Origin of the sequence: Butyrivibrio sp. Su6 (assembly GCF_900108105.1) — a bacterium.
Classification (GTDB): Bacteria; Bacillota; Clostridia; order Lachnospirales; family Lachnospiraceae; genus Butyrivibrio.
Map to the genome: position 1 here is coordinate 20,929 of NZ_FNUR01000013.1, position 19,587 is coordinate 40,515.

Annotated in this window: 17 protein-coding genes and 2 tRNA genes; 5 read left to right on the forward strand and 14 right to left on the reverse strand. The window is 40.5% G+C overall.

Translation table 11 applies throughout. The annotated features are described in order from the left end of the window. Window positions 1-83: 83 nt before the first annotated feature. Genes glgB through C4S54_RS13005 form a run of 4 tightly spaced genes read right to left on the reverse strand, consistent with a single transcriptional unit; the run spans window position 84 to window position 6,652 of the window. On the reverse strand, window positions 84-2,009 hold the full coding sequence (gene glgB / locus C4S54_RS12990; protein WP_103869907.1) for a 1,4-alpha-glucan branching protein GlgB: 1,926 nt from the start codon (window positions 2,007-2,009) through the stop codon (window positions 84-86). Between the two features lie 28 nt (window positions 2,010-2,037). Next, entirely contained in the window at window positions 2,038-4,956 is a 2,919-nt protein-coding gene (locus tag C4S54_RS12995) for a tetratricopeptide repeat protein (protein WP_103869908.1), read from the reverse strand. A 40-nt stretch (window positions 4,957-4,996) separates the two neighbouring features. Next, entirely contained in the window at window positions 4,997-5,875 is an 879-nt protein-coding gene (gene rsmA, locus C4S54_RS13000) for a 16S rRNA (adenine(1518)-N(6)/adenine(1519)-N(6))-dimethyltransferase RsmA (protein ID WP_103869909.1), read from the reverse strand. Then, window positions 5,876-6,652, reverse strand: coding sequence for a TatD family hydrolase (locus C4S54_RS13005; protein WP_103869910.1), 777 nt, complete (start codon window positions 6,650-6,652; stop codon window positions 5,876-5,878). 186 nt (window positions 6,653-6,838) lie between these two features. On the opposite strand from C4S54_RS13005, the gene C4S54_RS13010 reads away from it, so the two are divergent. After that, window positions 6,839-6,911 (forward strand) — tRNA-Lys (locus C4S54_RS13010). 240 nt (window positions 6,912-7,151) lie between these two features. Here C4S54_RS13010 and C4S54_RS13015 read toward each other — a convergent pair. From C4S54_RS13015 to sufC, 7 genes are all read right to left on the reverse strand, one after another. After that, complete coding sequence (locus tag C4S54_RS13015) at window positions 7,152-8,642, reverse strand: radical SAM protein (RefSeq protein ID WP_103869911.1); 1,491 nt, start codon at window positions 8,640-8,642, stop codon at window positions 7,152-7,154. A gap of 260 nt (window positions 8,643-8,902) precedes the next feature. Further along, window positions 8,903-9,451, reverse strand: coding sequence for a TetR/AcrR family transcriptional regulator C-terminal domain-containing protein (locus tag C4S54_RS13020; protein WP_022772112.1), 549 nt, complete (start codon window positions 9,449-9,451; stop codon window positions 8,903-8,905). A 14-nt stretch (window positions 9,452-9,465) separates the two neighbouring features. Then, window positions 9,466-9,912, reverse strand: a complete 447-nt coding sequence (sufU, locus tag C4S54_RS13025) for a Fe-S cluster assembly sulfur transfer protein SufU (protein ID WP_103869912.1) — start codon at window positions 9,910-9,912, stop codon at window positions 9,466-9,468. Continuing rightward, window positions 9,902-11,122, reverse strand: a complete 1,221-nt coding sequence (locus tag C4S54_RS13030) for an aminotransferase class V-fold PLP-dependent enzyme (RefSeq protein ID WP_103869913.1) — start codon at window positions 11,120-11,122, stop codon at window positions 9,902-9,904. Before C4S54_RS13030 ends, sufU begins: the two co-directional genes overlap by 11 nt. A gap of 33 nt (window positions 11,123-11,155) precedes the next feature. Beyond that, window positions 11,156-12,325, reverse strand: a complete 1,170-nt coding sequence (locus C4S54_RS13035; protein ID WP_103869914.1) for a SufB/SufD family protein — start codon at window positions 12,323-12,325, stop codon at window positions 11,156-11,158. Between the two features lie 8 nt (window positions 12,326-12,333). Next, window positions 12,334-13,746: a Fe-S cluster assembly protein SufB gene (gene sufB, locus C4S54_RS13040; protein ID WP_103869915.1), complete on the reverse strand. Its 1,413-nt coding sequence runs from the start codon at window positions 13,744-13,746 to the stop codon at window positions 12,334-12,336. Continuing rightward, window positions 13,743-14,489, reverse strand: a complete 747-nt coding sequence (gene sufC / locus C4S54_RS13045) for a Fe-S cluster assembly ATPase SufC (protein ID WP_103869916.1) — start codon at window positions 14,487-14,489, stop codon at window positions 13,743-13,745. The genes sufB and sufC overlap by 4 nt, the downstream gene beginning before the upstream one ends. Window positions 14,490-14,666: 177 nt before the next feature. Here sufC and C4S54_RS13050 point away from each other — a divergent pair. The 3 genes from C4S54_RS13050 (at window position 14,667) to C4S54_RS13060 (ending at window position 16,177) form a co-directional block, all read left to right on the forward strand. After that, a tRNA-Gly gene (locus tag C4S54_RS13050) sits at window positions 14,667-14,737 on the forward strand. A gap of 74 nt (window positions 14,738-14,811) precedes the next feature. Further along, on the forward strand, window positions 14,812-15,708 hold the full coding sequence (locus C4S54_RS13055) for a putative manganese transporter (RefSeq protein WP_103869917.1): 897 nt from the start codon (window positions 14,812-14,814) through the stop codon (window positions 15,706-15,708). A 10-nt stretch (window positions 15,709-15,718) separates the two neighbouring features. After that, window positions 15,719-16,177, forward strand: coding sequence for a Fur family transcriptional regulator (locus C4S54_RS13060; protein ID WP_103869918.1), 459 nt, complete (start codon window positions 15,719-15,721; stop codon window positions 16,175-16,177). 86 nt (window positions 16,178-16,263) lie between these two features. Here C4S54_RS13060 and C4S54_RS13065 read toward each other — a convergent pair whose 3' ends face one another. From C4S54_RS13065 to C4S54_RS13075, 3 genes are all read right to left on the reverse strand, one after another. Further along, on the reverse strand, window positions 16,264-16,575 hold the full coding sequence (locus C4S54_RS13065; RefSeq protein WP_022772123.1) for a hypothetical protein: 312 nt from the start codon (window positions 16,573-16,575) through the stop codon (window positions 16,264-16,266). Window positions 16,576-16,767: 192 nt separating this feature from the next. After that, the gene (locus C4S54_RS13070; RefSeq protein WP_103869919.1) at window positions 16,768-17,538 is read right to left on the reverse strand and encodes a hypothetical protein; all 771 of its coding nucleotides are present in this window, start codon (window positions 17,536-17,538) and stop codon (window positions 16,768-16,770) included. A 28-nt stretch (window positions 17,539-17,566) separates the two neighbouring features. After that, window positions 17,567-18,733 (reverse strand): DUF3810 domain-containing protein, encoded by a 1,167-nt coding sequence (locus C4S54_RS13075; RefSeq protein WP_103869920.1) that lies wholly within the window; start codon window positions 18,731-18,733, stop codon window positions 17,567-17,569. 166 nt (window positions 18,734-18,899) lie between these two features. Here C4S54_RS13075 and C4S54_RS13080 point away from each other — a divergent pair, with 166 nt between their 5' ends. Then, complete coding sequence (locus tag C4S54_RS13080; RefSeq protein ID WP_022772127.1) at window positions 18,900-19,574, forward strand: response regulator transcription factor; 675 nt, start codon at window positions 18,900-18,902, stop codon at window positions 19,572-19,574. Window positions 19,575-19,587 lie beyond the last annotated feature (13 nt).

Sequence of the window (19,587 nt, forward strand, 5' to 3'; positions counted from 1 at the left end):
CCTTTCTACGGAAACTTGTTTGTACTAAAAAAGGTGATGGACATCATCCATCACCTTCTATTTCGGCTCTTAGGAAAAAAATCTTAAGATTTCTTTTGGGTTTTCTTAGTCTGGAAAACAAAGACCTCTGCTCCATAGGGCGGCAGATCAAAGGTTATACTGTAGTCCTTGTAATCACAAAGTCCTTCAACCGCTTCTATCTTCTTTGGAATATTACTTCCAAATCCGCCATATTTCTTTTCCGCGCTGTCTAATATATGAGTGTAAGTACCAGCAAATGGAACTCCAACCATGAAGCCCTTTCTCTCAACAGGTGTCATGTTAAGAACAAACAGAACATTGTCCTTGCCATTTATTGCTCTTCTGTAGAAGCTGTAGGTACTGCGCTCCTTATCATCAGCATTTATCCACTCAAATCCGCCCCAGTCATCATCAACTTCATATAATGCAGGGTATTTTCTGTACATTTTAAGGAGCTCGCCCACATAGTCCTTCATTCCTCTGTTGAGATCGTTTTCAAGTAGGAACCAGTCAAGCTCTCGCTTTTCGCTCCATTCTCTCTCCTGTCCAAATTCCTGTCCCATGAACAAGAGCTTTTTACCGGAATGTCCAAACATGAATGTGTATCCGGCACGAAGATTGGCGTACTTATCAACCTGATACCCCGGCATCTTCTCAACCATAGAGCATTTCAAATGAACAACCTCATCGTGAGATAGAGGTAAAATATATTTCTCAGAGCTGTTGTAACTCATGGCGAAGGTCATCATATAATGCGCGCCCTGCCTGAAATATGGGTCAAGCTTCATATACTCGCAGAAATCATGCATCCATCCCATGTTCCATTTAAAGGCAAAGCCCAGTCCGTCCTCTTCAGGCGCAGCTGTAACCTTAGGCCAGGCTGTAGATTCTTCTGCTATTGTAAGAACCTGTGGATAAGTTCCTCTTACTACGCTGTTAAAGTGTTTAAAGAACTCAATCGCCTCAAGGTTCTTGTTGTCGCCATATTTGTTTGGAACCCACTGACCATCTTTCTTACCATAGTCAAGGTAAAGCATGGAAGCAACCGCATCCACTCTAAGACCATCTACGTGGAATTTCCTTATCCAGAAAAGAGCATTTGCGATAAGGAAGTTTTTAACTTCCGGCTTTTCAAGATTGAATATCTTTGTACCCCAGTCAGGATGCTCTCCCTTCCTTGGGTCCGGATGCTCATAGATACACTGGCCATCAAAGCAGGCAAGACCAAACTCATCTGTTGCAAAATGCGCTGGTACCCAGTCAAGGATTACACCAATGTTATTCTTATGAAGCTTATTCACAAGATACATGAAGTCTTTAGGCTCACCATACCTGGATGTCGGTGCATAATAGCCTGTAACCTGATATCCCCATGAGCCATCAAAAGGATGTTCTGCAATTCCTATAAGCTCAACGTGGGTGTATTGCATCTCTTTTAAATACTCGACAATTCTATCAGCAAACTGTCTGTATGTATAAAAACCATCTTCTGTGCCATCAGGATGTTTCATCCAAGATCCTATGTGGCACTCATAAATTGATAAAGGCTGACGATTTATGTCTTTTCCCTTATTGTTGTCAAACCACTTTGAATCAGTCCACTTAAATCCGGAAAGATCTGTAGTTCTTGACGCATTGCCCGGACGAAGCTCTGCAAAATTAGCATATGGATCTGCCTTGTAAAGCTTTCTCCCATCCTGGGTTGTAATAAGGTATTTGTACAGTTCTCCTATTCCTACCCCCGGAATAAATCCTGTCCAGATGTTTCCTGTCTTTGTCCTCTCAAGACGGTTTGCATTTTCATCCCAGTTGTTAAAAGAGCCAACTACATGAACATCTGCAGCATTGGGCGCCCATACGGCAAAGAAGTATCCCTTTTTCCCCTTTTCCGTTGAAGGATGCGCTCCAAGCTTTTCATATATTTCGTAATGCGTTCCCTGGCCAAACAAATACTCGTCTGCTTCGGAAATAAATACTTTTTCTGCCATAAACAGCCCCCTCAAATTTTTAAAGTATTTAATGCATAAAGTCTTTTTCTCTTAAAATTACCATGTCGTTCTCGTCATAGCGCTTGTTGACGATAACATCTACAAAATGAGATATTGATCTCTTCTCTGCATAGTAAATTGCGTCATCAATGATGTCTTTTACCTCAGAAACAGTTACCTCATGGTCAAGTGTCTGTCTCTCTGAAATTCTGGTGTGAAGAGCCAGGATTCCGAGGTTATCGATAGAATACTCTTTCTCAAGAGCATACTGTCTTGCGTACGCTACAAGTGAATCATCGTCGAGAGCTTCTATGTCAACTCTTACGTTAAAGCTCTGTTTGAGAGATGGATTCTTATCAAGGAATCTGTTCATATCTTCCTTGGTATCTTCCATTACGATGATAAGGCCCTTGTTCTCTTCCTGCAGTACCTTGAGAAGTTCATTTACTGTTTCAGGCTCAAGGTCCGCTGCTCTTTGTATGATCAATGCTCCGTTTGCAAGTTTATCAAAGATGCTTTCAACACTCTTTTTATTGAGAGTGTTTGCTGTTATCTTGGCAACCTTACCGCTGAAGTTGGAATCAGATGCCTGCACTGCCTTTATAAGGCCCTTAGCAAGATTAACTGTTCCCGCACCTTCTTCACCGGTCACTATAGCATTTCCGCTAAATGCATCCATGCTCATGTTATCGATAGCATTGATAATCTGGCGTCTTGACTTTTTATGATGGATATATGGTCCAAAGAGCTGCTTCTCTTCAGGGGTCATCGTCCTTACGCGCTCTTCAATCTCTCTGTTTCCAATATGTCTCTTAGCTGCGCCGTTCTCAGCTTTTTTATTCTTTTTGTCTTTTTTCTTATCTGCATTTTTGTTCTTTTGAGGCTCTTTTGACTCTTCAGACTTTTCAGGTGATTTCACTTCTTCCTCGTCATCATCCTGATCTTCTTCGTCTTTATCAGAATCTTCTTTTTCTTCTGTAGCTTTCTCTTCTACAAGAGCTTCTTCCTCTTCTTCATCTTCCTCTTCTGAAGATTTATTTGAGGTTTCTTTTTCCTCTTCCTTAGGCTCTTCTACGTCCTCAGCTTCTCCGTCATCAAGCTCCTTGGAGTCTTCTTTTTCAGGCTCCTTAACATTTTTCTCTGCAGGCTTTTGGTCTTCTTTTGCCTCTAAAAGATCCTCTTCTACAATTTTCTCAAGCTCTGCTGTCTCGTCAAGGAATACCTCTTCCTTGGTATCTGAAGCCTCATCGAGTTCCTCGGATTTGATAACATCGTCAACTGCATTGTCGATTATATCTTCTTTATTCTTGGACCAGTCGCCTCTTCCTGACGCTTTTTCATGACGTTCTCTCTTCAAAGCATCAGCAATTGCCTTCTCCATTTTTTCCTGAAGGCCGACTTTTGTCTTTTCATCGAAGTCAGCAAAAAGATCTCCTGTCTCCTCAGCTACGAGTTTTTTAACTCTCTCAAGCTGCTTCTCCTGCTGGCTCTTTTTATAGGACTCCCAATTGAGCATGTATTCATCAATGCTGATCTGACCTGTTATCTGCTTTTCAACTTCAGGCTCAGGCTCAACAGCCATCGATATCTGACCGTCGTATTCCTGCGAAAGAAAACTATCAAAATGGCTTGGTGCCTGGTATGCAGCGTTAGGATGGATAACCGCTCCCGGAACTTCATCCTCAAGTGGCTTCTCTTCATATACAGGAGTATGGCTTACTTTTTCCTCACCAAGAATAGGACCGTTGCCGCCATACTTTATCTCAATGTTCATGGAAGGCTCTTCCGGAATAGCACTGTCTTCCTGCTCCTCAAGATCTTTTTCTGCTGTTGCCTGTGCAAAGATCTCCTGCATTCCCATATCAGATTCTTTTTCTACTTCAAAAATCTCTGATGTAATAGGCTGAACAAGGCTGACAGGGCTGGTTTCCTGATCTGTTACAGGAGTATAATTCAGCTCCTGATCAGGATCGCTGTCGTTCATGACTGCCTTTAGATTCTCTGCAAGTGCCTCCTGAAGATTCATAGTGTTGTACGCACTTACATCAACAGATGGCTCTTTTATTTCGCTGATATGTGGATAAACAATCCTGTCCATTTCTCTGGTAGGACTGTCTGAAGAAAGATCTGATGTATAAGTTTCCTCTGCAGGCTGACTCCGTTCTGCAAAAGAATCCTCGTGTTCTGAAGCATTATATGCTGCAATATCCGCATCTGTTACAGGTGGCATTTCTTTGGTTGGCTGTTTTATCTCAACAGTGCGTGGATCATCATTGCCGACCTGATCAAGAGCCTTGTCTATAACAACGCTCTTATCAACGTATCCGCCGTGAGCCTGTTTATATCTGACATATCTGTCCTGCTGTTCCTTGGAAAGAGGCTCATGAAGCGCCTTAAGTTCAAGGGCCTTCATAACATAATTGCCATCACCAAGCCACAAAAACATCTCATCACAGGTCTCGATACACTCTGTTGTGAGACCTACGCGATGATACAAGTATGCCAGCTCATATACCCATTTTTCCTTGTAGTCGTGCTTTTTGTACTCTTCAAGAACAGCTATTCTCTCTTCAAGGCTTACATCCTGTGCCTCATAAAGCTTGTACTGAAGGATATACCTTCCAGTATCCCTTGGAGCTATTCTTACGAATTCTTTGTAATACTCAACTGCCTGAACAAACTCGCCCATTTTAATAGCAAGTTCGCACAAAGAGTAAACTATAGCCCTTCCTGTAGGGTGTCTATCGTAAGCCATAAGGAGAACATCTCTGCTCTCTTCATAGCGCCTGTTTATCTTATACAGATCGCTTATCATGCAAAGCATCTGCACGCTTCTGACCTTTTTCCAGTCGATTGTGTCCGCAATCCTAACTGCTTCGGCAAATCTGCCTTCCCCCACCAGAGCTTTTATTTCGTCAGCTCTGATCTTGTACTCAACTTTATCCAAAATATCCACCTCTTTGGTGCCTAAAATACTATATATAGTGTTAGTTTATCATAGCACCACTGCTTTGTAAAATGTCTGAAAGCTCCGCAAACTGTGATAATGCAAGAACTTCGCCCCTTGCTTTTTCGTTAATCCCCATTTTTACAAGAGCTTCCTGAACCTGGTCTCTTGTAACTCTCAAAGAAGGGTTATTTGAAAGAGAATTAGACAGCGTCTTTCTTCGCTGATTGAAGGCTGTTCTAATGATCTCGAACATATACTTTTCATCTTTTACCTGAACCGGTCTGTTCTCGTGTCTTTTGAGATAGACAACTGCAGATCCGACTCCGGGCTGTGGAATAAAGCAACTCGGAGGAACATCCATGATGTTCTGTGCCTTTGCATAATATGCAACCGCAAGTGAAAGCGATCCATAATCCTTGCTTCCAGGCCCCATTACCATCCTGTCTGCAACCTCTTTTTGTACCATTACTGTAACGCTCTCGATAGGAACTCCACTTTCAAAGAGTTTCATTATGATCGGAGTTGTAATGTAATATGGAAGGTTGGCGACTACCTTGATAGGCTTGCCTCCATTGTACTCATTGACAATGGCCTCTATATCAACCTTTAGTACATCCTCATTTATGACAGTGACATTATCATACTCTGAAAGAGTATCTGCCAAAACAGGTATCAGTGTCTTATCTATCTCAACAGCAACAACCCTTCCTGCTGCCTCTGCAAGATACTGAGTCAAAGTTCCGATTCCGGGTCCTATCTCCAGAACACAGTCGTCTCTTGTAACACCTGCTGCCTCAACTATTCCATCCAGGACATTTTCATTTATCAAAAAATTCTGACCAAACTTCTTTTTGGCACTCATATTGTATTTGGCCAATACCTCTTTGGTCTTTGTACTATTTCCTAAATATGCCATTTACACCTCCGCAAAAATACCATACATGCGCTTGGCATTCTCGGTTGTCTGTCTGATAACTTCTTCTTTTTCAATGCCCTTAATAGCTGCTATCGCATCTATAACATAAGGCAGATTCAAAGAGCTGTTCCTCTTTCCCCTGAAAGGCTCAGGTGAAAGATATGGACAATCAGTTTCAAGTAAAATCTTTTCCAAAGGTGTCTGCTCAACAGCCTCTTTTAACTTCTTGCCATTTTTAAATGTTATTACTCCGCCGACTCCTATATAAAAGCCCATATCCACACAGATCTTAGCAACTTCTTTGGAATATGAAAAACAGTGTACAACGCCGCCAATCTCCTCAGCGTGCTCACTCTTCATTATCTCGACAGTATCTGCAGCAGCGTCCCTTGAATGAATGATCACAGGAAGTCTTTCCTGCCTTGCAAGCTGCAATTGCCTTCTAAACCACTTTTTCTGAAGCTCAGGTGAAGGATCAGGCCAATGGTAATCAAGCCCTATCTCACCTATGGCAACACACTTGGCATCTGTGCTCCATTCTCTTAAAAGCTCAATATTATCCTCATTAAGCTCTTCGACTTCACTGGGATGAACTCCAACTGCTGCATATATAAAATCGTATTTATGAGCAAGCTCTAAAGCCCTTGCTGTAGAATCTATACTTGCTCCCACGTCAACCACATGATCAACACCCGCTGTCTTAACAGCTTCAATAAGCTCTTCTCTATCTATATCAAATTGCTCATCATCGTAATGAGCATGTGTATCAAATATCATTATTTCTCCATAAAAAACTTCATCTTTTGGGTTACCATAAATACAATACCACAAAAAAAGCACTCTGAAAACCGCATAAATACGCACTTTTTAAAAAAATTAAAAAAAAATTGAAAAAAGTACTTGCATTAATGTTTATGACGTAGTAATATATCACTTGTCGTTAAGAACGGCACACAAATAAATGCGCTGCTAGCTCAGTTGGTAGAGCACCTGACTCTTAATCAGGTTGTCCAGGGTTCGAGACCCTGGCAGCGCACGCCGAGTACTGTTTTCGCAGGTATATCCTGTGGGGATGGTACTTTTTTTCGCGTCAAAGTGAGCCACGCAAGATAAATAAACCGGATACGAGTTCGTGAGGAGTTTACTCATCTAAGAACTTGTATCCGGTTTATTTGGTTTATGCGGCGAACGCCGCGTAAACGAGAAATTTGCAAAGCAAATTTCGAGTCTTGCGTGGCCCTTTGTCTGCATGGCTCATTTCTTGGTCAACCGCGCATCATGCGCCCTTTATACCTTCGTCACTTTCTGTTTTCGGCTTAGCTTTAAAAGCTGCTAAAGTTCCGTTTTCTCTCTTCTCTTTGATGTAATTCTCATACTTCTTCTTGGTATGTTTCTGATGAGCCCAGATTTCATCAGCCACTGGTGCCCACTCTTTTGCATACTCATCACATTTTCCGCAAAGATGCTCTACATCCTCTTCAGATTCTTCATTTGTTCCATGCGCTCCCGATCTTTCAACCATTTCCCTAAGGAGCTGTGGATTCTCAAGCATTGGACAAGGTCTTAAGTGATTGCGATTAAATGGCTGGCCTTTGTGATACTCCATGAATAACGGGCTCTGAAGCATCTCAAGTATTGAATGCGTATGAATGTTTGTATTAGAAAAATGAATAAATACGCAAGGTTCTGCATCTCCGCTTGAATTGATGTGGAAATAGTTTCTTCCGCCGGCAATACATCCTCCAACTGACTCTCCGTCGTTTTGGAAGTCCATTGGGAAGAATCCTATATCACATCTATCACTTCTTAAGTATCTTATCTGATCTACCATCTTACGCCTCTGCTCAACTGTCGGCATAAGTTCAGGAACAGCGTTATTTCCAACCGGCATGTAATGGAAGAAGAAGCCAAATCTTGCTCCTTTTTCAGCGATAAACTCTATAAACTTTGGATCTGTTACAGCTTCAATATTGTTTCTTGTATAACAGATTGAAGTTCCATAGACTATTCCATATTTCTTAAAAAGATCCATTGCTTTCATTACCGCATCGTAATGACCTATTCCTCGTCTTGCATCATTGGTTTCAGGTGTTCCTTCAATAGAAAGCTGGAATGTGATATTTCCCAGTCTTACTACTTCTTTACAGAAATCTTCATCAATGAGCGTAGAATTATCAAAAATTGAAAATTCCACATCGTTATGTTTCTCAGCAAGTCTTAGGACATCTTTTTTACGTACAAGTGGTTCGCCACCTGTCATCATATATAAGTAAACTCCAAGTTCTTTTCCCTGAGTAACTATCTTGTCCATATCCTCAAAAGAGAGATTGTGCTTCGGGCCATATGTTCCAGACCAACAGCCTTCACAATGCATATTGCAGGCGCTGGTAGGATCGAAAAGAATAAGCCATGGAATATTACAATTAAATTTTTCTCTGTTAGCTCTTATCATCTTGGTTCCCCTGAAAAATGCTTCATATCCAAGATTGAGCATCATCATTTTTGCTACATGTGGATCTGTCTCATCTACCACTCGATTAAGAAACTTAACCCATCTGTTATTCGGATCCTGAAATGCTTTTTTAACGAGTTCAAGTTTCTCCTTGTCTGCTCCCTCACCCCAGAATTTCCCCGCTTCATCTACAAGTTTAAGATAAGTTGCCGTCCTGTCCTCTGATTTATCCAGGTGTTTTAAAAATCTGTCTATAAGAATACTAAACGCTTGCCTTTGAGCTTTGTGTGAAACTTTTTCCACAAATGTTGTCATAATATACCTCCGTCCTTTTTACACACGTATTGGTCAATCTCTCCCTATTATTTGAATTATATAATCGGAATTTTGTTATTACATCGGACAAAAAAATGGTCATGTGACATTTTGGGACAAATCACTCGATTTGTCCGTGTCCTTATAAATTTCATTTATCTACCATATTTTATTTGGGATTTTCCTTATGACAACAATCATATAAGTTCAATCATCTGTAAATAAATACAACCCGTATAGGCTCTTTTAGTCTATACGGGTTAATTTATGTTCTCATCTTCTATTACTTTTTCAGCCAGCCCTAATGTGAGTTTATGAATCTTTTCCATAAGCTGATCCGGAGTAAGGTTCATTCCCTCTTTTACCCAACGCATAATTGCTGATAAAAAAGCATCGCCAAAAAAAGTTACAAAAAACTCTTCATCATCACCAATAACCTTACTACCTTGTAAAAAGTATCGTGTTATTGGTTCAAAAGTCTCTAGAGCATACTCCCTTAACGAGTTCTGTCCATCAATTTGAAATGCTGTACTATAAAATTCTCTATCAGCATAAAAGCTCTTGCAAAGGTCATACATAACGTCCCAGCCTCTTTCATATGCTGAAAAGTTGAGCTTCCCTATACAACCAACATAGAATATCCAATTAACCAGATCATACTTGTCCTTGAAATGGTAATAAAAGCTCTTTCTGTTCATTCCACAGTCATCGCATATATCAGATACACTTATCTTTTCAAAAGGCTTTTCCCGCATTAGCTTTTTTAGTGATGTAGCCAGTGCATTTTTAGTGATATTTGAATCTGCCATATTCCACCTACTACTTAGCTGGTTTGCGTCTTTTCCGGATTTTCAAGCATCTCCTGCATGGTATGCCATCCAAGAACTGCACATTTAACCCTCGCAGGCATGTGTGCAACATCCTGAAGCGCGGCTGCCTCATCAAGCTCTTCAAGGCTCGCCTCGTCAGTGATATCGCCTTTGATCATGCCCATAAATAATCCGGCAAGTTTAATAGCCTCTTCTTTTTTCTTTCCAATGATCTGATCTACCATCATATCGACAGATGCCTGTGAAATTGCACAGCCACTGCCATCATACATTCCATCTTCGATAACTCCGTCTTTTAACTTAAGCTGCAGTGTAATATCATCTCCACAGCTTGGGTTTACACCACGAAGCACCAGATCCGGATTCTCCATTTTGCCTTTGTGAACTGGATGAAGATTATGCTCATTTACTATCTCACGATAAAGTTGCTTAAGCTCCATAGCCCATGACCTCTCTTACCTTTGAAAGCTTATCAAGGAAGATTTCCACTTCCTCTTCCGTATTGTAAAAATAAACACTTGCTCTTGCTGTTGAGCCCGCTCCTATGAACTGCATGAGAGGCTGTGCACAATGATGACCGGCTCTTATGCAAACATGGTCATCATTAAGTACTGATGCCATATCATGTGGATGAACTCCTTCCATTGTGAAAGTAACAATTCCGCAGTGTTTAGCAGGATCCTCAGAACCATACACTTTGATATAAGGCATCTTTTTAAGCCCTTCCATCAAAAGAGTTGTAAGTTTTTCTTCCTGCTCTTTTATTGTATCAAATCCTACGTTTTTAAGATACTTAATTGCTTCAGCAAGTCCTACTGCATCACCGGCATTAACTGTTCCAGCTTCGAACTTGTGCGGAATCTCTGCATATGTAGCATCTTCTCTTGTTACATATTCGATCATCTCACCGCCTGTTAAAAATGGCTGCATCTTTTCAAGAAGCTCATATCTTCCGTAAAGCGCTCCTATTCCCATCGGTGCAAGCATTTTGTGGCCTGACAGTGCAAAGAAATCTGCTCCGAGATCCTTAACATCAACATGCATATGTGGTGCGGACTGCGCTCCATCAACAACCATGATAGCGCCCTTTGAATGAGCATAAGCTGCAATTTCCTTTATAGGGTTAGTTACACCCATAACATTTGAAACATGACCAACTGCAACTATTTTGGCTTTGTCAGTTATCTTGCTTTCGTATTCTTCTCTGGTGATTGTTCCATCTTCTGTAGGTTCCATATATACAAGGTTGGCCTTGCACTTTTTGGCAACCATCTGCCATGGAAGCATATTGCTGTGATGTTCCATAACAGTTATTACGATATCATCGCCTTCGTGAACGTTCTCAAGTCCATAGCTGTATGCAACAAGATTAAGAGACTCCGTTGTATTGCGGGTAAAAATAATCTCTTCCGGTCTGCTTGCTCCAATAAAATCCGCAACAACAGCCCTGGCGTTTTCATACTGTTCTGTTGCCATCATACTAAGGTCATATAAGCCACGAAGCGGGTTTGCATTAGAAGTTTTATAAAAATTTGATACTGCATCCAGAACCTGCCTTGGTCTCTGAGAAGTTGCAGCATTGTCAAAATATACATAGTCGCCAGAATTTAAAATATCGAAATCCTTACGAAAGTCTCCCAAACTAGCCATTGTTTCTCCTATAATAACGAAATATTTTTACCCTTAGACAATTCCCTGAATATAATACAGAACTTTCTGCATGATCTCTGGATCTGGGATCATACGTGCAACACTCTCAAGTCTTGCCTTGATAATGATCCTCTTTGCCTCTTCCTCATCAATGCCTCTTGTCTGCATGTAAAACAGAATGTCCTCGCCAAGCTGTCCAATGGTAGCTCCATGTCTTCCATCAACATCCTCTTCCTGGCAAAGAATTACAGGCATTGTCTTATTCACTACATCCTCGCTAAGAAGCAAAGCATCTTCCTGCTCATCACCTACAGAGCCAGAACTACCATTTTTAAAATCAATAGTTCCTCTGAAAGTTTTGGAAGCATTATCCATGAGAACACCCTTAAACTGCATGAGCGCTTCAGTCTTTTTGCCTCTGTGGTCAGATACATAGTTTATATCCAGTGAATGGTCATCTCTGCAAAGATATCCCATATTGCTGTTAAATACAGACTCTTTTTCCACAAGATTTGTGTAGCATCCTGTCCAGCTCTTTTTAGCTCCAAGTTCAAGAGAAACCAGATCTATCTGACCCTTCTCAAAAGAGGCTCCGCCTATATCATCAAAATGAATAAATCCATTTCCAAGAAGCTGAACTTTAACAAGCGTGATCCTGGCTCCCTCTTCCGCAAGAAGCCTTGTACTAACACCATGGAATCCTGTAGCATCTTTTTCAGATGAATACTCCATGATGACAGTTACTTCAGAATCCTTTCTTGCATGTATAACCTGTGAAGAAAGACTTCCCTGGCCATTTGCAAGATCATATCTGATCACGATAGGTCTTTTTGCTTTTACATTCTCAGGAACAGTATAGACTACAGCTTTTACACCAGTAGATATCATAAGCTCATCTATATCTATTCCCATTCCCGTGCGAATCGCCTGCTTTTCATCTCTGTAGGTCATATCGCCATTGGGTGTTCCCGGAACTCCTGTTGTCTTAAGGATTTTTTCCTTATTAGCCCTAAATATTTCTCCGGCTTCCTCGAAAGTCACATCTCTTTTTACTTCAATTTCATCAGAGATAACTGATTCTACAGGAGTACTAAGGCTATCTATTGTAATATCTCCGGCATTTAAAGTACTGTCATTAACATGCAAAAAATTGTATGTAAGAACAGGCAGTACATTAACCTTCATATTTATGTCTTTATTCATAGCTATCCTCACATGTTTCCACTCATCTCAAGCTTGATAAGATTGTTCATCTCAACGGCATATTCCAAAGGAAGCTCCTTGGAAACAGGATTTGCAAAGCCGCTGACGATCATTGCCTTAGCATCTTCTTCTGAAATGCCGCGTGACATCAGGTAGAATACTGCTTCGTCGCTGATTCTTCCAATCTTAGCCTCATGTCCTACATCCGCATCGTTAGTTCTGATATCCATTCCGGGAACAGTATCTGCTCTTGAAATACTATCAAGCATCAAGGAATCACATGATACAGAAGCTTTAGCCTTTTTAGCGCTCTTCTGGATCACTACGCTGCTTCGGTATGTTCCGATTCCGCCATCCTTTGAAATGGACTTTGTTGATATAACTGATGATGTATGTTTACCCTGATGGACAACCTTAGCTCCGGTATCAAGGTTCTGACCCTTTCCGGCAAATGTAATTCCTGTAAATTCCATCTGAGAATTATCACCCTTAAGTATTGTCATAGGATAAAGATATGATGTATGGGATCCAAAAGAACCTGATACCCATTCCATTCTTCCGTTTTCCTCAACGATTGCTCTCTTGGTGTTGAGGTTATACATATTTTTGGACCAGTTCTCAATTGTTGAGTAACGAAGTCTTGCATTCTTACCAACAAAAAGCTCAACGCAACCAGCATGAAGATTGGCAACATTGTACTTAGGAGCTGAGCAACCTTCTATGAAGTGAAGATCTGCGCCCTCATCTACTATGATAAGAGTATGCTCAAACTGTCCTGCTCCGGCAGCATTCAATCTAAAGTATGACTGAAGAGGGATCTCAACCTTTACTCCCTTTGGAACGTAAACAAAAGATCCACCAGACCATACTGCTCCGTGAAGAGCTGCAAACTTATGATCAGTTGGAGGAACAAGCTTCATAAAGTGTTCCTTGATCATATCTGCGTACTCACTGCGAAGTGCTGACTCTAAGTCTGTATAAATAACGCCCTGAGCTGCCACTTCATCTTTTACGTTGTGGTAAACAAGCTCTGAGTCGTACTGTGCTCCAACACCTGCCAGTGACTCTCTCTCTGCCTGAGGGATTCCAAGTCTTTCAAAAGTGTTCTTGATATCCTCCGGAACCTCTTCCCAGCTGCCCTTCATATCTGACTTATGTCTTACATAAGAAGAAATCTTATCCATATCGAGTCCCTCTATGCTTGGGCCCCAATCAGGAATCTTGATATCGTTGTATAATTTCAGGCATTTAAGTCTAAAATCCCTCATCCATTCAGGATCGTTTTTCTCTTCTGATACCTTTAAAACAGTTTCTTCTGTAAGACCTTCCTGAAGACGATAGAAATCTTTGTCATTCTCTACGTCTTTGAAATCATACATACTGTGGTCTATATCTGCCACAACCTGCTTGTTATCGCTCATACAAACCTCTCAAATCCGTGCTCGTTAATCTCATCTACAAGTGTTCCGTCACCGGTGTGAACTATGCTTCCCTTTACAAGAACGTGAGTATAGTCAACATGCAGTGACTCTAAGATCTTGGTACTGTGTGTAATAATAAGGAGCGCTCCATCCTTCTTTTTCTGGTATTCCTCAATTCCCTTTGAAACTGTACGAACTGCATCAACATCAAGTCCTGAGTCTGTTTCATCAAGGATTGCAAATTTTGGATTAAGCATAAGGAGCTGTAAGATCTCAGCTTTCTTTTTCTCACCGCCGGAAAATCCTACATTAAGATCTCTGTCTGCGTATGACTCATCCATTGAAAGAAGCTCCATTGCAGCCTTAAGTGACTTCTGGAAAGCCATAAGCTTAACAGGTGCTCCTGTCTGTGCGTGATAGGCGTTTCTGATAAAGCTGCTAAGAGAAATGCCAGGTACTTCATATGGGTTCTGGAAAGATAAGAACATTCCTGCTTTAGCTCTTTTATCAGCTGAAATGTGTGTGATATCCTCTCCATTAAACATGATGTTTCCTTCTGTTACCTGATAATGAGGATTACCCATAAGAGTAAAACCAAGAGTAGACTTACCTGCACCGTTTGGTCCCATAAGTACATGTGTTTCTCCCGGTTTGATGTCCAGGTTTATCTTATTTAATATAGGAAGCTCATTATCAATTGAAACTGATAAATCCTTTACGGTTAAAAGAGACTGATCTGACATGATAAAAACCCTTTCTATTTATGAAAAATCTTAAACTAATGTAATTCCTAGTAAGTTAGTAGGAATCATAATAACACCACTAAAATTGTCTGTCAATCGACAAACACATAAAGTTTATCATAAAAGCCCTTGACATACCACATAAACTTAAGTAAAATACATACTTGTCAGCACCGTGCGGGTGTAGTTCAATGGTAGAACACTAGCCTTCCAAGCTAGATACGTGGGTTCGATTCCCATCACCCGCTTTACTGATATTTTTTTTGCATTTTTTCTAAATGCTAATGATTTGCATTTGCATTTAACGAGACAGGAGGTCAAAATGGATTTAATCATTGATGTTGTAATGGACGCTGTAATTGATTCGGTTAAGATATTGCCATTTCTTTTTATCACATATCTGGTAATGGAATTTTTAGAGCATAAGACAGAGGAATTCACATCAGATGTGGTTCAGAAAACTGAGCATTTCGGGCCTTTGTGGGGCGGTCTTATCGGTGTATTCCCACAGTGTGGATTTTCTGCTGCCGCTTCAAACCTCTACGCCGGCAGAGTAATAACATTAGGAACTTTGATAGCTATCTACCTCTCAACTTCAGATGAGATGATTCCGTTATTTATATCCAATCAAGTTCCACTTAGCACCATGATACCTGTTCTGGCGCTCAAGGCAGTTATAGGAATCATCGCAGGATTCATAATTGACGCTGTAGTTCATTATTATCACCGAATCCACAACAAAAGAGCTGATGATCCTGTAAGAATTGACGAGCTCTGTGAAAAAGAGCACTGCCACTGCGACGACGAAGAGTCTTCAGGAGTATGGGGCATCGTAAAATCAGCCTTTGTCCACACCATCCACATTTTTATCTTTGTACTTGTGTTGACACTGGCCCTCAATCTTGTAATTGAAGTGATCGGAGATGACAAGCTCTCAATGCTGCTTAAGACAAGTCCTGTTATCAGCCATATCCTTGCCGGACTTATCGGACTTATTCCAAACTGCGCAGCTTCAGTTATTATTACTGAGCTCTACCTCGATCAGATGATCACACTTGGAACAATGATGTCAGGCCTTTTGGTTGGAGCCGGAATTGGACTTTTAGTTTTATTTAGAGTTAATCCTGAAAAAAAAGAAAACATCAATATAGCTCTTTTGCTTTTCGTGATTGGTACTGTGTGCGGTCTCTTGATCGATGTTCTGGGAATAACCCTTTAATGGAGCGCTTATGAATTGTAAGATACATGCTGAAAGCTATGATTCAATAATAGACAGAAACTGGCCTGAAGGCTTTAAAAAGACTCACCAGAGAAAAGACATATTCATTCTTTTATTTTGTAGTGAAGAACCCATCTCCGCCGCTGAGATCTATGATCAGCTAAACTCCGGAGATTCAAAAGAAAAATATGCATTCTCCACTGTATATAGGAATCTTCTTGCTTTTGAAAAAGCCGGCATTGTCACAAAGACCATTCTCTCAACAGAAGCTGAAGCAGTTTATGAGCTAAAAAAAAGCAGCCATAAGCACTACGCTATATGCACAGTCTGCCACAAAAAGATTCCGATAAAGACCTGTCCTTTACATGATATCTCAAAGGTAGTTGAAGGTTCGCTTCCTGGATTTGAGATCACCGGACACCAGCTGGAGATATTAGGAATATGTAGCGAATGTCAGAAAAAAAGATAATAAAAAAGCCTTTCAATCAAATGATTGAAAGGTCTTTTTTTATTGTACTGGCTAAAGCAATTGATTATTAAAAAAATCTAATTGAATTAGTTGTTAGCTGATGTAGCTTCTGTAGCAGCTTCTTCTACAGATGAAGCGTCTGCTGCAGCATCTTCTGAAGTAGCTTCTGTAGCTGCTTCCTCAACAGATGAAGCATCTGCTGCTGCGTCTTCTGATGAAGCCTCAACTGAAGCGTCCTCAGATACAGCCTCTACAGCCTCTTCTACTGATACTTCTTCAACAGCCTCAACTGATGTCTCTTCTACTGCTGTCTCTGTTGTAGCTGCTTCGCCGCAACCAGCAAGAACTGCTGCTGAAAGTGTTAAAACTGAAAGTAATGTTACGATATTCTTCTTCATAATATTTTCTCCTCTTTTCGTACTAATTATTCTAGTCTGCATAGCAACAATTGCTATACATAATAGTGTGCAATTGCTTCAGTACAAAAGAAGATTATATACTCCAAAAAGAATATTGTCACGGACATAACTGTGCATAATATCTTAAGATTTTCTTAAGATATTGTGCATTTTTTACAAAAACTGTCACATTTACCCCTCAGAAGAGGCACTTGAAGCTTCAGATGGAGCCTCATTTTGGGCTTCTGTATCTTCTGAAGTTGTATCTCCGGAATCACTTACAAATAATGATACCGATCCGGTTTTGGTCTCAGAATCGTATCTAAGTGTTATCGAAGTCTCATTTATTTTCAAACTTCCAAGATCGTCACAAGGCAGTGAAAAATCAGTGTTATTGTCATTGGTAACTACAAACTCATATTCAGTGCTGGCCTTTGTAAGATCAAGCACAACGCCCATAAGTGTGTATCCAGAATTAAGTGTTACATTATCACCTAAAAGGTTATCTGAATAGGTGTCCGTTGTTTTATCATGCAGGACAACGCTCACAAGATTCATTCCTGTTTTGTTAACAAGATAGCACTGAACATCTCTGTGCTTTTCAGCTTCCTTCTTTTCCTCAGTTTCTTTTGCAAGAACATCCTCAAATCCGCTCTGGAGGCTCTGATACTCTGCTGTTATTTCATTTATCTCAGCTATTGCCTCATCTATCTTTGTATCATTATATTTTTTATGATCGATGTTCTCGTACTCTTTTGCCTTTTCCTCAAGCTCCTGGAGTTTCTGCTCCATAGATGAATCAGTAATATCGAGGTACGTTTCTTCCGCACTCTCTTTCGCCTCCATCATGATGCCAACTGCAGTTTCAAGCTCCATGAGCTTTTCATCAGTAGGTCCGCAGGCTGATAAAAGAGCTGATGACATGATTAGTATAGTTGCTATTATTCCAAACTTTTTCTTCATTATAATTCTCCCTTTAGGGGATATTTTATCACACCCCCTCTGGGAAATTGTAATAGTAATCCATGATTAGTGCAACCACGTGTGAATAACTGCATTTACCGGAAGCGACTCCGTTTACCTTTAAATTGGTATCTATAAATGTTTCAGCTGCCTTCTTCACTGTTTCTGTTTTTACAACAGCTTTTTCTTCCACCTTTACCCAGGCTTCATCTGTCATAAACTGATTATCATATTTAACTCTGGCTGATATTTTTACATGGGAATTGTACTCCGCCTTACTCACAGCATTGTAAAAATCATTGTTTATATAGTTTAAAACTCCCAAATAACCGCTGTACTGAAATACCGGATCGTCAGAACTAATGCAGGCAAGAAATCCAAGGAAATTTGCCTCGTCCTCATATATGTACCCGTGAGTGTGGGCAAGTTCATGGCACATGGTAAAGGGCTTGTTCATTATAGACATTGTGTCGTTGTAATTGGCTTCCATTGAAAACGGGAAATAGTAGCCTTGCATATATTGCTGGCTCATGAAATCAGAAAAATACAATGCCTTGGGAGTCACATAATAGCCACCTAAACGCGGAAATCTGTCCGAGATATTTGACATAGCTGCAATAGCTGTCGTTTGCATGTTACCTTCATAAAGTACATTTCCGTACTCGTCATGTGGAACTTCTTTTGCAAGTTCATTGCACTTTTTTACCACATAATCTCTTAATTCTGCCAGCTGCTGAATATCACATTCTGTTGAGTCAGCACCGGAAAAGAGCTGAATCTTAGATGTATGATAAAGAATAAAGCAGTTAAGTGTCATAACTGTGCATATAATAGCCATTAGCACGGGGGAAATCTTATAAAGCGCATTAGAAATTCGCTCGAAAGCCTTCTGGGCTTTGAAATATCTTTTGCCAACAGAAGCTGCGCTGTTGCCATAAATAAGGAAAACCGAATGAACCAAAACAAAGACTACAGAGAACAGCACAAAAAGAACTATGAACACAAGCATGATCTCGCCTACAGAAAACGGAAATACACTTGTCAGCCTTCCATATAATAATGTTATTGCCGGAAAAATATTTTTGACATAGAAGTCAGAAAAAGCCGCACTTTTCCATGCGACAAAGTTAAGCAAAACACAGATTAAGATAATGAATAAAACCGGAACTGGTATTATAGATTTTCTTTCCTTCATGTAACGCTCCCCCGAGTATTATGTATTAATTCTAATAAATAAATATGTACTCATGATGTCTAAAAAAAATCTAAAATGTTCATAATTTATACATATCTTTGTGATTTGTCCAAAAGTTCTTGTGTTAAAATTAATGAAACATTTCTACTATATTAAGAGGTATTTTATGAGACTATTATTAGCAGATGATGAAAAAGAACTGACTAACGCTTTAGTAGCAATCCTTAAGCACAGCAACTACACTGTTGATGCGGTTTACAACGGAACTGACGCGCTGGATTATGCCCTAAGTGGCGAGTATGACGGCATTATTCTGGATATTATGATGCCCGGGCTCGATGGCATGGAGGTATTAAAAAAGCTCCGCGAAAAAGGAATTTCTACTCCGGTTCTTTTCCTCACAGCAAAAACAGAGGTAGATGACCGCATACGAGGCCTTGATCTTGGAGCCGACGACTACCTGCCCAAGCCATTTGACATGGGAGAGCTGCTTGCGAGAGTCAGAGCCATGCTCAGAAGGAAAACTGATTTTGCCCCTACAAACCTCACCTGTGGAAACCTGACTTTGGACCGCGCCGGCTATGAGCTGATCACTCCTGATCATGAAAAGATCCATCTGGCAAGCAGAGAATTTCAGATGATGGAAATGCTCATGACCAGTCCTGGCAGAATCATCTCCGTAGATACTTTCATGGATAGAATCTGGGCCGACGGAGACGCCGATATCAACGTGGTTTGGGTATATATTTCAAACCTTAGAAAAAAGCTGACAGCACTTGAGGCCACCTGCGAGATCAAGGCTTCCCGAGGCGTTGGTTACTCCATCAACGAAACAAACTGATTTCTTAATAAGA